At 41.7% G+C, this 12,312-nt stretch carries 14 protein-coding genes; 8 read left to right on the top strand and 6 right to left on the bottom strand.

Going from position 1 to position 12,312, the window contains the following annotated elements; translation table 11 throughout:
• Positions 1 to 31 precede the first annotated feature (31 nt).
• A complete protein-coding gene (locus tag CDG56_RS10905; RefSeq protein WP_087547870.1) occupies positions 32 to 685 on the top strand; it encodes a glutathione S-transferase family protein in 654 nt (217 codons plus the stop codon).
• A gap of 62 nt (positions 686 to 747) precedes the next feature.
• Here CDG56_RS10905 and CDG56_RS10900 read toward each other — a convergent pair whose 3' ends face one another.
• From CDG56_RS10900 to CDG56_RS10875, 6 genes are all read right to left on the bottom strand, one after another.
• Positions 748 to 1,353, bottom strand: a complete 606-nt coding sequence (locus CDG56_RS10900) for an SPOR domain-containing protein (RefSeq protein ID WP_087536711.1) — start codon at positions 1,351 to 1,353, stop codon at positions 748 to 750.
• 193 nt (positions 1,354 to 1,546) lie between these two features.
• Complete coding sequence (gene argS, locus CDG56_RS10895) at positions 1,547 to 3,346, bottom strand: arginine--tRNA ligase (protein ID WP_087547869.1); 1,800 nt, start codon at positions 3,344 to 3,346, stop codon at positions 1,547 to 1,549.
• 170 nt (positions 3,347 to 3,516) lie between these two features.
• Positions 3,517 to 4,437, bottom strand: coding sequence for a Dyp-type peroxidase (locus tag CDG56_RS10890; protein WP_087547868.1), 921 nt, complete (start codon positions 4,435 to 4,437; stop codon positions 3,517 to 3,519).
• 162 nt (positions 4,438 to 4,599) lie between these two features.
• Positions 4,600 to 5,409 (bottom strand): zinc ABC transporter permease subunit ZnuB, encoded by an 810-nt coding sequence (gene znuB, locus CDG56_RS10885; RefSeq protein WP_087536714.1) that lies wholly within the window; start codon positions 5,407 to 5,409, stop codon positions 4,600 to 4,602.
• Between the two features lie 3 nt (positions 5,410 to 5,412).
• The gene (gene znuC / locus CDG56_RS10880) at positions 5,413 to 6,201 is read right to left on the bottom strand and encodes a zinc ABC transporter ATP-binding protein ZnuC (protein ID WP_087547867.1); all 789 of its coding nucleotides are present in this window, start codon (positions 6,199 to 6,201) and stop codon (positions 5,413 to 5,415) included.
• The gene (locus CDG56_RS10875) at positions 6,174 to 6,671 is read right to left on the bottom strand and encodes a transcriptional repressor (protein WP_087536716.1); all 498 of its coding nucleotides are present in this window, start codon (positions 6,669 to 6,671) and stop codon (positions 6,174 to 6,176) included. The genes znuC and CDG56_RS10875 overlap by 28 nt, the downstream gene beginning before the upstream one ends.
• 216 nt (positions 6,672 to 6,887) lie before the next feature.
• Between CDG56_RS10875 and CDG56_RS10870 the strand changes: the two genes are divergently transcribed.
• The 7 genes from CDG56_RS10870 to atpA all read left to right on the top strand — a co-directional run bounded on the left by CDG56_RS10870 (position 6,888) and on the right by atpA (position 12,246).
• Positions 6,888 to 7,727, top strand: a complete 840-nt coding sequence (locus CDG56_RS10870) for a metal ABC transporter substrate-binding protein (protein WP_087536717.1) — start codon at positions 6,888 to 6,890, stop codon at positions 7,725 to 7,727.
• A gap of 171 nt (positions 7,728 to 7,898) precedes the next feature.
• A complete protein-coding gene (locus CDG56_RS10865) occupies positions 7,899 to 8,297 on the top strand; it encodes an ATP synthase subunit I (protein WP_087547866.1) in 399 nt (132 codons plus the stop codon).
• A 99-nt stretch (positions 8,298 to 8,396) separates the two neighbouring features.
• Entirely contained in the window at positions 8,397 to 9,272 is an 876-nt protein-coding gene (gene atpB, locus CDG56_RS10860) for a F0F1 ATP synthase subunit A (RefSeq protein ID WP_004665210.1), read from the top strand.
• A gap of 82 nt (positions 9,273 to 9,354) precedes the next feature.
• On the top strand, positions 9,355 to 9,600 hold the full coding sequence (atpE, locus tag CDG56_RS10855) for a F0F1 ATP synthase subunit C (protein WP_000424060.1): 246 nt from the start codon (positions 9,355 to 9,357) through the stop codon (positions 9,598 to 9,600).
• 39 nt (positions 9,601 to 9,639) lie between these two features.
• Positions 9,640 to 10,110, top strand: a complete 471-nt coding sequence (locus CDG56_RS10850; RefSeq protein WP_004881997.1) for a F0F1 ATP synthase subunit B — start codon at positions 9,640 to 9,642, stop codon at positions 10,108 to 10,110.
• 12 nt (positions 10,111 to 10,122) lie between these two features.
• Positions 10,123 to 10,659: a F0F1 ATP synthase subunit delta gene (locus CDG56_RS10845; RefSeq protein WP_004905545.1), complete on the top strand. Its 537-nt coding sequence runs from the start codon at positions 10,123 to 10,125 to the stop codon at positions 10,657 to 10,659.
• Between the two features lie 42 nt (positions 10,660 to 10,701).
• Positions 10,702 to 12,246: a F0F1 ATP synthase subunit alpha gene (gene atpA, locus CDG56_RS10840; RefSeq protein WP_087544534.1), complete on the top strand. Its 1,545-nt coding sequence runs from the start codon at positions 10,702 to 10,704 to the stop codon at positions 12,244 to 12,246.
• The last annotated feature ends 66 nt before the right edge of the window (positions 12,247 to 12,312 follow it).

The raw sequence follows: 12,312 nt of genomic DNA, 5'->3' as shown, positions 1-12,312 counted from the left end.
CAGCAGTTGCGTAGACAAAGTAGGCACAAAAATGATTACCTTACATTACTTACAATGCTCACGTTCGTTCCGTATTTTGTGGGCATTAGAAGAGCTTGGTATGGACTACCAAGTTGAGTATTATCAGAGATTACCTAGCTACGCAGCTCCTGAAAGTTTGAAACAGATTCATCCGCTAGGTAAAGCACCAATTTTGGTGGATGATGAGAATATCATTGTGGAGTCGGCTGTTATTTTGGATTATCTGCAACAGCAGTATGATGTTAAACAACAGTTCAAACCGCAGCAATTCAAAGATCAGCTCCAATACTCGTATTGGATGCACTACGCTGAAGGCTCTCTCATGCCTTTATTGGTGATGACTCTCGTCATCAATAATGTGAGTAAGCATGTTCCGTGGATTATTCGACCTGTTGCTGAAAAAATTACCGATGGCGTGAAAGCTGGCTTTGTTCGCCCTCGAATGAAAGAACATATGCTATATCTGGAGCAGTATTTGGGAGAGCATGATTATTTTGCTGGAGCTTTTTCTTTTGCAGATATTCAAATGGCATTTCCACTGATTGCAATTCAAAAACGTTTACATGGTAAATATCCAAATATTCAAGCCTTTGTCCAACGTGTTCAGCAGCGTCCAGCGTTTCAGCGAGCTGAGCAGAAAAGCCTGCACTCTCAATGTGCTTAAAGCCAGATATAGAATGAGAAAGGGGAAACAGATCGTTTCCCCTTTCTCATGTTATCAATGTATTAACGCTTGATTACGATGGAGTCAATGCCGCTATGTTGCAAGGTTTGTTGAGCAGCAAGTGCTGCATCTTGGCTATCATAAGGACCAGAGAAAACACGATACCATGTTTGCCCATTTTCAACCGTTTTTATAACATCGGCAGATAAACCATTCAGAATAATTTCTGCACGACGTGCATCAGCACTGTCAGGATCAGGATAGCTACGTACTTGTAAGATATAACTGGCTTGATCTGGTGCAGTTGGTTCAGTCGAGGTGATCGTTATTGGATCTTCAGTGGTCGTTTCAGGTTTTGGTGATTCAATAATCACGACATTACCTTGTTGTTTGGTTTCAGGGACAGCCTGTTCAGGGATTGGAGTAACTTGTTGTTGTGGCAACAAATCGTAGAAACGATAATCTTTGTTGGTATCTTCTTCTTGATAATGATCGGAGGTTACCTGATTTTTTGCTGGAACAGGTTGCCATGGTTGCCATAGCATGAGCATGACACCAACACATAGAATCGCAAGAATCGCGACAAGCATTCCCAACCATTTTGGAATGAGTGGTTTTTTGGGTTTGTTTGGTCGTTCAGATACACCACGTTGCGTTTTTCCAAACACCTGAAATTCCTCTTGATTCTATTATGTTATGGGTCACTTGAATCTGGTTAAAAACAAAGCATTATGTTTGAAGATAATGCTTTGTTTAAGATATTGCCGACCAATGATAGGCTAAGTTTAAAAGTAGATCTGTATAGCGTTGTTAACAACAATATTTCAGATTCAAACTTTTTATTGCAACTGTGTGTATTGATTACATCGCTTCAGGAGCAGATACACCCAGTAACTCTAAACCATTACGTAAAACTTGTTGTACGTTAATTGAAAGTAATAAACGCGCTTGTGATAAAGGAATATTTGTTTCATCAACAAATTTAACGCCATCTTGAGCATACCATCCATGAAATAGCGCAGCTAAGTCTTTTAGATAATTACCAATTTGATGTGGTTCGTAGACATTCGCAGCACGAATCAAAATTTCAGGATAAGCTGCTAATTTAGCGAGAATCTCTGTTTCAGTCTCTAATGCTAAGAGATTAGCAATTTGGCGAGCAGATGCGACATCAAATGTAATGCCTTTCTCTTTCGCGCGGTTCAAAATGCTATTTACACGTGCATGGGCATACTGAATGTAGTACACCGCATTGTCTTTGCTTTGAGAAACGGCAAGGTCTAAATCAAAGTCGATATGTTGTTCAGATTTACGCATCACGTAGTAGAAACGTGCCGCATCGTTGCCAACTTCTTTACGTAGATCACGTAAAGTCACGAATTGACCTGAACGAGATGACATTTGTACCATCTCACCACCACGCCATAAACTCACGAACTGAACTAAAAGAACAGTCAGTTTCTTAGAGTCGTAACCCATTGCATCAATCGCAGCTTTTACACGTGAAATATAACCGTGGTGATCTGAACCCCAAATATCAATCAGATCAGTATAACCACGTTGTAGTTTATTCAAATGGTAAGCAATGTCAGATGCAAAATAAGTGGTTTGACCATTACGACGTTTGACCACACGGTCTTTCTCATCGCCAAATTCAGTTGATTTAAACCAAATATTGCCATCTTTTTCATAGAGAAAGCCACGTTGATCAAGCGTCGCAAGTGCTTCATCAATTTTTTCGGTTAGCGAAGCTTCGCTAAACCATTCATCAAAAGTCACGCCAAAGTCAGCAAGGTCATCTTTGATATCATCCAAAATGGCATGTAAAGCCGCTTGGTGAAATACGCGATAGCCCACACCTAACTGTTGTTGTGAATTGGCGATTAAGCCATCAATGTGTTTTTCTTTATCACCAGACAGAATAACTTTATTGCCTTCGGCATCGAGTTCATCTGCATACTGCACATCTTCAGGCACATGATTGTAAATGTCAGCAACTGGACGAACGTGTGCATCGCCATCTTGATCAATAATGCTTTGTGCGATTTCTTTAACATAGTCGCCTTGATAGGCATTTTTAGGGAAAACAAGCGTTTGCCCAGTCAACTCTAAATAACGTAAATAAGTTGATGTTGCCAAAATATCCATTTGGCGACCTGCATCATTGACATAGTACTCACGGTCAACTTGTGCACCTGTTGCTTCTAAAAGATTCGCAACAGTCATGCCGTAAGCTGCACCACGACCATGTCCCACATGCAGACTAGATGTTGGGTTTGCAGAAACAAATTCGACTTGGATTTTTTTAGCTGCATTGGCTTGGCTGCGTCCATATTGGTCTTTTTGTGCTTGAATTTGATCAAGTACAGCGAAGCGTTGGTCTGCGTTTAGAAAGAAGTTAATAAAACCAGGACCTGCGATTTCTGCTTTTGTAATGTCGGCGACTTCAGGTAGTGCTGCTAAGATTTTTTCAGCTAAATCACGTGGTTTCATTCCCGCCGCTTTGGAACCAATCATGGCGATATTTGAGGCGAAGTCTCCGTGACTTCGGTCTTTGGTACGGGTTAAATGGCTCGTGTTTGTCCAATCTGAAGGAAGTACCCCTTGTTGTTGAAGGGATTGTACCGCATGATCAAGAGCTGCTTGTATTGCCGTATTCATAGTTACCGAAATAAATGTCGCAGAAAAACGTCAAATATAGCAAATTTTAGCAGCTTAAGGGGAGAGTGATTGAAGTGGAATTAACATATTCATATAAATCTTTTCAGACTTTTATTTTTCAATGTGGTGATGGGGATGCTATATCCACGATAGATATAGCATTTTTCTCTTTAAGCTTGTAAAACCTGTTCGAGTAATTCATCACTTGGTGCGAAATAATATGCCCCATCAATCGCAGTAGTGAAATGTAATAAACGGTCATGAATACCATCACCTGTAGTACCAAACATTCGTTTTAACATGGCATCAATAATGCTCAAATTATTGGTATAGGCAACAAAAAATAGACCTTGTTCACCTTTACCATCACCATAAGGCAAACTGTGACGCAAGATTTCCATTTCTTCGCCATCCTCATCTTCTACCACGGTACGTGCGACATGCGAATTTTGGGGTTTGATGTCATCATCAAGTTCAATAGATTCAAGTTTGGTACGTCCAAAAACATGTTCTTGAGCATCGACTTTGAGTTGTTGCCATTTTGCTAAATTATGAATATAGCGCTGTGCGAAAATAAAACTGCCATCTGCAAAAGCCCCTGCTGTTTCTGCAAGGAGGGCAGCTTCAGCACGGTCGTCTGGGAATTGAGGATTTTCTGTACCATCAATAAAGCCTGTCATATCGCGACCATCAAAGAAACGGAAGCATGCACGCTCATCTAAAACATCAACTTTGCTTTGAATACCATTGAAGAAAGCTTGACTGATCGCAAAGCAAATATCAGCACGAGCACTCGCAATGTGTATAAATACATCCGCGGGAACCACAGGCATGTCAAAAGCCCCATGTTGCGGGTCAAGCTGTCTAAAGTCCTCAGGTGTCTGAGAATAAAGCTTTGACCAAAGCTCAGGACCAAAGGCAATCGCTGTTTTAATTTGATCGTTAGGGTGTTGGGTAATCAGACGATCACGGGTTGAGAGTAGAGCTTCAATCTGCTGTTTGAGTTCAGAAATACTTAAATCTTTTAAACGCAAAACAATAAAACGGGCATGATCAGAAGGTAATGGAAGAATGACGGATTGAGCAGTCATGAAGCTCTCCTTGGTTCGTTATTTTTAAATGATACAAAGATATGATTTTGCCCGATGTAAGCAGTGCTTAATAGCTTATTTTTGACGATTTTTGCGATATTGATAATCGTTAAATAATAGTCGACATAGCATCCAAGTATTGAATGCTAAGGTTGGAAACATTTAATTGGTTTTAAAATTCGGTAAGAATTTTTGTACTGCAAAAATAACGGCAAAGCAAAGCGCCATACATAAAACGATACTGAGACCTGTGGCAATATTTAACGCCGCACTAGACCATAAGCCAACCGTCACAGCCAATTGAGCCAGTAAGAATGCCCAAATCACCATTTGTTTAGGTGAATGTGCAAGTAAGCGTGCGCTTAGTGCAGGAATCACCAGTAATGCACCCATGAGGAGTGAGCCAACAGCACGGAGCGCAAGTACCGTAAATAACGCCAATAACAGCATGAAAATCAAGCGTTGCCAATTAGCTCTCACCCCTTCACTCATTGCAATATCGGGATCAATTGCAATTTGAATTTGTGCAGACCATGAACGATACAAAACGATAAGCGAACCTACAATCACGACCGCAAACATGGGTAAATCAGACCATTCAATACTAAGAAGGTCGCCAAATAAGTAGCTTAATAATTCGGGGCGTAAACTCGGAATATGCTGAATTAATAACAAACCAGAGCACAGTAATGTCGCTGAACTTAATGCGAGTAAGGCATCATTAGGGAGGCGAGAGTCATGCAGTACCCATAAAATACCAACCAGTAAAGCAGCCAGAAAAGCGACCCCTAACCAAAAGGGTAGATGTAGTAAGGCCGCAATAGCGACGCCTAATAGCGTGCCATGTGCCATGGTATCAGCAAAAAAAGACATTCTGCGCCAAAGCATCAGACAGCCGAGTGGTGCTGTCAGAAATACCAAAAGTGACCCCATAATCCAAGCAGGTAATAGCAGTTGTAACCATTCCATCATCGCTTAGACCTTCGGTTCAGGGTGAATGTGTGGGCGTGGATCATGAGAACAGGGTTCCGCATGATCGCTATGTCCACAATGATTGTGATGATGCTGATAGAACATCCGTTGCGTACCAAAAATCGCTTGGTATTCAGGATGCTGCTGAATACTTTCAGGTAAACCACTACAACAAATGTGTTTGTTCAGACAAACAACGCGATGTGTACCTTGCATCACCCATTGTAAATCATGTGACACCATTAATACCGCGCAGCCGTAGCGTTCAGGTAGGCTTCTCACATAGTCGTAAAGCTCAGCTTCGGATTGAATATCCAAACCTTGCATGGGTTCATCAAGCACTAGGATATCGGGTTGGCGGAGTAGTGCACGTGCCAGTAAAACCCGTTGTCGTTCTCCACCTGAGAGTTGTTGTACTTTGGAGGCTTGTAATTTTTGAATGCCCGTATCTCGGATAATTTCTTCGCGTAAATCAGCGGCACAAATTTCTAAATCAAGTAAGTCTTGAACACGTAAGGGAAGACTGGCAGAAGGGTTGAATTTCTGTGGAACGTAAGCGAGTTTTAATTTCTTGGAAAAGAGCACCTTGCCTTTATTGGGCGACATAATGCCAAGCAGTACTTTAATTAAAGTTGATTTACCTGCACCATTTGGACCAATTAGTGTCACAATTTCTTTTGCCTGCAATGCAAAATCAATATTTCTTAAAATATCTCGTTCGTCGCGTCGAACAGAAATATTCTCCAACTGAATAAGTGGAGCGCTTATTGGCGTGTGTTGCACTGATGACATTTTCCAGAAATTTCAATAATGCTGTGTTGGGCAGCAAATTGGTCAGAAGCAGCAAGTTGATCGAGCTGTTGAATTAATCCTTGTGCTGAAGCCTCTTTCACTGAATGACATTCAGTGCAGATCAGAAAAGCAGCTTGATGCCCTTCACGTGGGTGGCAACAAGGAATATAGGCATTAATTGAGGTCAGTCGATGAATTAGACCTTTTTCTAATAAGAAGTCTAAAGTTCTATAAACTGTAGGTGGGGCAGCAGGGCGGTCTGCTTGACCTTTGATTTTAGCCAGTAAGTCATAAGCGCCCATTGGAGCAGAAGCATTTAGAATGAGTTCAAGCACTTCTTTACGTAAAGGTGTTAAGCGAGCGCCAACTGCAGTACACAAAATTTCTGCTTCAGCAATGCGAGCCTTAATATCGTGATGACCGTGAACACCATGTAAAGCATTGTTATGTTCATGTGAACAAGAACTCATAGGTAGACCTCATTGTTTTTGTAGAATCTATTGCTTTTCATGCGCTCATCGCCTTTATGATATTGCAATAGACTCATTATCATAACATGCAATTCAATATAACCATCTATATAAGTTGAAGCTCGGCAGGCGAGCGTGACAAATCTAAAAAAGACATAGGTGTTTTTTAACTTTTGTTATATTATAACACGCTTCGCTGAGTTGAGTAATGTTGTGATGTCCCGCCTAATAGTATTTGTTTTCTTTTCAATGTTAAGCACATGGGGATGGACTCAAAGTTTAGTTGTTTCAACGCATCCAATTTATTTAATTGCTAAAGAGGTTACAGCAGGCATAGAAGAGCCTGTTCTGTTACTTGGCGATCAAACAGGACATGATGTACAACTCACACCCGCTCATCGTAAGGCGATTCAAGATGCTTCGCTGGTATTGTGGCTAGGTAAAGTACATGAAGCACCTTTAGATAAGTTGCTTAATCAAAACCCTAAAGCAATTGCACTTTTAGATTCTGGTATTTTGACGATTTTACCGCAGCGTAGTTTACGCGGTGCTGCATTGGCAAACACTGTAGATAGTCATGTGTGGTTAGAGCCAAACAATGCAGTGCGAATCGCTTTCTTTATTGCAACTTTACGTTCACAACAATATCCAGAAAATAAAGCCAAATACATGGCGAATGCAAAAGAGTTTTCGCAACAAATGCTGCAGGTTTCACAGCAATATGAAAGTTCCAATAAAGCAAAACCTTATTGGTCTTATCATGATGCCTATCAATATTTAGAAAGAGCACTCAATTTGAAATTTGCTGGAGCATTGACTGATGATCCTCATATTGCACCTACAGTAGCTCAAATTAAATTCTTAAAAGATAGTCGCCCTAAAACACAAATGTGCTTGTTGGCTGAAACATCAGCAAGTCGTGGTCAATATCAAAAGCTAAATCCAGTCGTGTTCCAACCAGTTGATGAAAGTATGCGTGGTCAAGATAATTTTGTTGCTGCATGGAAAAAATTGGCTACAAAAACTGATAAATGCGTATTAAGTACACAAAATTGATGAGAAAAATAAAAAACCAGTTGACTCTATCGTCAAAAAATGGACCAGCGAAAAAAACAGACTTAAGTCGAGAAAAGATTGCATGTTCATGGGTGTAACTCTATAATGCCTGCGATTCGAAACAATCATGATTAAAACTTGTCAAGCAGTTATGCTGTAAGTGGGTAAAAAATGAGCCGAACTAGTCGCTTGATTGACCGACGATTAGCAAAAGCTTTGGTCTTCTTACAGGCGTGTATGATTCCTGTTGCAGCTTTGCTTGCATGGATGATGAAAGACACTACTGCTGCCCTGAGTGCTGCGCTTGGAGCGCTGGTTTGTTGGTTGGCGCATTGTTATTTTGCCTGGCAGTCGTTTAGAACGGCAGGCGCAAGAGCATCAAAACAAGTCATGCTGAACATGTATCGAGGGATGCTGGGTAAGTTTGCAATCGTGATCGTGGGTTTTATTTTAATTTTGAGCAATGTTAAACCGCTGTCACCGGTTGCGTTGTTTTGTGGATTTATCCTCGTTCAGGCCATGTCGTGGGTCGCGCCATTTTGGGTGTCACGTCTACAAAAACGAGTTTAAAACACATTTAAGATTTTTTGGAAGTGTGAGTGAGATTATTGCAGTTCGCAGAATTCGCTTCGCTTCTTTTTAATGATTGACATTGACCAGGTGTGATTTATGGCTGCTGAAGAACATGCCCTGACTTCGACCGAGTATATCAAGCATCACTTGACCAATATGACCTATGGCAAAATGCCTGATGGTACATGGAAGTTGGCTGAGACTGCTGAAGAAGCTCATTCGATGGGGTTCACTGCAATTCACTTGGATTCAATGGGTTGGTCTATCGGACTTGGTGTTATTTTCTGTTTGTTATTTTGGACAGTTGCGAAAGCTGCAAATGCTGGCGTTCCAACTAAATTCCAATCTGCAATCGAAATGATTATCGAGTTTGTGGACTCAAGTGTTCGTGATACTTTCCACGGCAAATCACGTTTAATTGCTCCTTTATCATTGACCATCTTCGTGTGGATTTTCCTCATGAACGCAATGGACTTGATTCCTGTTGACTGGATTCCTTTCCTAGCTCAAAAGATTGGTGCAAGCGTGTTTGGTATGGACCCTCACCACGTTTATTTCAAGGTTGTTCCATCTACAGATCCTAACATTACCCTTGGTATGTCATTGTCTGTATTTGCACTGATCTTGTTCTATAGTATTCGTGAAAAAGGGATCGGCGGTTTCGTCGGTGAATTGGCACTTAACCCATTTAACCCAAGTAACCCAGTTGCAAAAGCGTTATTGATTCCAGTGAACTTAATTTTGGAATTAGTAACTTTTCTTGCTCGACCAGTTTCGTTGGCTCTACGACTGTTCGGTAACATGTATGCGGGTGAGTTAATCTTCATCTTAATCGCGTTATTACCGTTCTGGATTCAATGGGCGTTATCTGTGCCTTGGGCTATTTTCCACATTCTTGTAATTACGTTGCAAGCATTCATCTTTATGATGCTGACCATCGTTTACTTGAGCATGGCAAGCGAAAAGCATTAATGGTATTGCCTAATTATCAATCGATGGTTAGGCTTAAATTTTAGTTTAATTTGGTAATAACCTAACCTCTGAGGAATTTTTCATGGAACTCACTTTAGGTCTAGTTGCAATTGCATCTGCTATCTTGATCGCTTTTGGTGCTTTAGGTACTGCGATTGGTTTTGGTCTTTTAGGTGGTCGCTTCTTAGAAGCTGTTGCTCGTCAACCAGAATTGGCTCCACAACTTCAAACTCGTATGTTCTTAATCGCGGGTCTTCTTGATGCTGTGCCTATGATCGGTGTTGGTATTGGCTTGTTCTTCATCTTCGCTAATCCATTTGTAGGTTAATAGCTTAATTCCTAAATCCACATATTGAGGAATAGCGAAATGAATATCAACCTCACATTGATTGGTCAAGCAATTGCATTTGCGATGTTCGTCGCATTCTGCATGAAGTTTGTTTGGCCACCACTAATCAATGCGATTAGTGAGCGTCAGCGTAAAATCGCTGATGGCTTAAATGCTGCTGAAAAAGCAAAAGCTGACCTTGCTGATGCGCAAGCACAAGTTAAGGCAGAATTAGATGCAGCAAAAGCACAAGCGGCTCAATTGATCGAACAAGCGAACCGTCGTGCAGCACAATTGGTAGAAGAAGCGCGTACCCAAGCATCTGCTGAAGGTGAGCGTATTCGTCAACAGGCGAAAGAAACTGTTGATCAAGACATCAATGCTGCTCGCGAAGAATTACGTCAACAAGTTGCTGCTTTGGCAGTTGCTGGCGCAGAAAAAATTCTGAACCAACAAGTTGACGCAGAAGCTCATAATGCCATGCTGACTCAGCTGGCTGCTAAACTTTAAGCGAGGCGAAATATGGCTGAACTCTTGACGTTAGCACGCCCGTACGCCAAAGCAGCATTTGCTTATGCATCTGAGCAGAATGCAACTGACGCTTGGTCAAATGCGTTACAACTGCTCAGTGCTGCGGTGCAAGACGAAGCATTTTCCGCTTATTTAAATCGCCCTGAGCTGACTCCTGCGGAACAAGTAGGTCTTTTTGCGAAAGTTTTAGGTGAAGATCAATCTCAATCAGTGTCTAACTTTTTGACACTTCTTGCAGATAACGATCGTTTAGTTTTATTGCCTGAAATTGCTGCAGAATACGAATTACTTAAATCGCAGAACAACAACACGTTGGAAGTGGAGATTGAATCTGCTTTTCCAATGGATGCGACACAAGAGCATATTTTAGCTCATGCGCTTGAAAAACGTTTTAACAGAACTGTACATGTGACTGTTAGCGTTAATCCAGCGTTAATCGCAGGTGTTGTGATTCGTGCAGGCGACCAAGTGATAGATGACTCTGCGCTTAACAAGCTTGAAAAAATGCGGACTCGTCTTCTTGCCTAACAGCAAAAAGACTGAACTTAAAAAAGATTGAGGAATAGCGCAATGCAACAACTGAATCCATCCGAGATCAGTGCGCTCATTAAACAGCGTATCGGCGATCTGGACACCAGCGCGACCGCTAAGAATGAAGGTACCATCGTCATGGTATCTGACGGTATCGTGCGTATTCACGGTCTTGCGGATGCAATGTACGGTGAAATGATCGAATTCGACGGCGGCTTATTTGGTATGGCACTGAACCTAGAACAGGATTCAGTGGGTGCCGTTGTTTTAGGTAACTACCTAAGCCTTCAAGAAGGTCAAAAAGCTCGTTGTACAGGTCGTGTATTAGAAGTTCCGGTAGGTCCTGAACTTCTTGGCCGTGTCGTAGACGCTTTGGGTAACCCAATTGATGGTAAAGGCCCTATTGATGCAAAACTAACTGATGCTGTTGAAAAAGTAGCACCAGGCGTAATTTGGCGTCAATCTGTCGACGAACCTGTTCAAACTGGTTATAAATCAGTTGATACCATGATCCCTGTAGGTCGTGGTCAGCGTGAGTTGATTATTGGTGACCGTCAAACTGGTAAAACAGCAATGGCGATCGATGCGATCATCGCTCAGAAAAACTCTGGCATTAAATGTGTATACGTTGCGATTGGTCAAAAACAATCAACAATTGCAAACGTTGTACGTAAGCTAGAAGAAACGGGCGCTATGGCGTATACAACTGTTGTCGCAGCTGCGGCAGCTGATCCTGCAGCTATGCAGTATTTAGCTCCGTACTCAGGCTGTACAATGGGTGAATACTTCCGTGACCGCGGTGAAGATGCGTTAATTATTTATGATGATTTGTCTAAGCAAGCTGTTGCTTACCGTCAAATTTCATTGTTATTACGTCGTCCACCAGGTCGTGAAGCGTATCCAGGTGACGTATTCTATCTTCACTCACGTCTTCTTGAGCGTGCTTCGCGCGTTTCAGCTGACTATGTTGAGAAGTTCACGAACGGTGCAGTAACTGGTCAAACTGGTTCTTTAACTGCGTTACCGATCATTGAAACTCAAGCAGGTGACGTATCTGCATTCGTACCAACGAACGTAATTTCGATTACTGACGGTCAGATCTTCTTAGAAACATCATTATTCAACGCGGGTATTCGTCCTGCTGTGAACGCGGGTATCTCGGTATCGCGTGTTGGTGGTTCTGCTCAAACTAAGATCATCAAAAAATTGTCTGGTGGTATCCGTACTGCTTTAGCACAATACCGTGAATTGGCTGCGTTTGCTCAGTTCGCTTCTGATCTTGATGAAGCAACTCGTAAGCAACTTGAGCATGGTCAACGTGTAACTGAGTTAATGAAGCAGAAACAATATGCTCCTTACTCAATTGCTGACCAAGCTGTATCTGTTTATGCATCTAACGAAGGCTACATGGCTGACGTTGAAGTGAAGAAAATCGTAGACTTTGATGCTGCGTTAATTGCTTACTTCCGTTCAGAAAAAGCTGCGTTAATGCAACAGATCGATGAAACTGGTGATTATAACAAAGACATCGAAGCAGCAATCAAATCAGGTATTGAGAGCTTCAAAGCGACTCAAACTTACTAAGTTTACCTTTAGTTAAGTTTGGTTCACGGATCAACCTTCGAAAGCTCGAAAGGGCTTTCGAATACT

It is taken from the genome of Acinetobacter sp. WCHA39, assembly GCF_002165385.1.
Taxonomy (GTDB): Bacteria; Pseudomonadota; Gammaproteobacteria; order Pseudomonadales; family Moraxellaceae; genus Acinetobacter.
The sequence above is the reverse complement of the archived record's forward strand: the minus strand, read 5'-3'. Positions and strand labels throughout refer to the sequence as shown.

Coding starts and splice junctions, on each gene's coding strand:
- CDG56_RS10905 (WP_087547870.1), top strand. CDS start 32: ATGATTACCTTACATTACTTACAATGCTCACGTTCGTTCCGTATTTTG.
- argS (WP_087547869.1), bottom strand. CDS start 3,346: ATGAATACGGCAATACAAGCAGCTCTTGATCATGCGGTACAATCCCTT.
- CDG56_RS10890 (WP_087547868.1), bottom strand. CDS start 4,437: ATGACTGCTCAATCCGTCATTCTTCCATTACCTTCTGATCATGCCCGT.
- znuB (WP_087536714.1), bottom strand. CDS start 5,409: ATGATGGAATGGTTACAACTGCTATTACCTGCTTGGATTATGGGGTCA.
- znuC (WP_087547867.1), bottom strand. CDS start 6,201: ATGTCATCAGTGCAACACACGCCAATAAGCGCTCCACTTATTCAGTTG.
- CDG56_RS10875 (WP_087536716.1), bottom strand. CDS start 6,671: ATGAGTTCTTGTTCACATGAACATAACAATGCTTTACATGGTGTTCAC.
- CDG56_RS10870 (WP_087536717.1), top strand. CDS start 6,888: ATGTCCCGCCTAATAGTATTTGTTTTCTTTTCAATGTTAAGCACATGG.
- CDG56_RS10865 (WP_087547866.1), top strand. CDS start 7,899: ATGAGCCGAACTAGTCGCTTGATTGACCGACGATTAGCAAAAGCTTTG.
- atpB (WP_004665210.1), top strand. CDS start 8,397: ATGGCTGCTGAAGAACATGCCCTGACTTCGACCGAGTATATCAAGCAT.
- atpE (WP_000424060.1), top strand. CDS start 9,355: ATGGAACTCACTTTAGGTCTAGTTGCAATTGCATCTGCTATCTTGATC.
- CDG56_RS10850 (WP_004881997.1), top strand. CDS start 9,640: ATGAATATCAACCTCACATTGATTGGTCAAGCAATTGCATTTGCGATG.
- CDG56_RS10845 (WP_004905545.1), top strand. CDS start 10,123: ATGGCTGAACTCTTGACGTTAGCACGCCCGTACGCCAAAGCAGCATTT.
- atpA (WP_087544534.1), top strand. CDS start 10,702: ATGCAACAACTGAATCCATCCGAGATCAGTGCGCTCATTAAACAGCGT.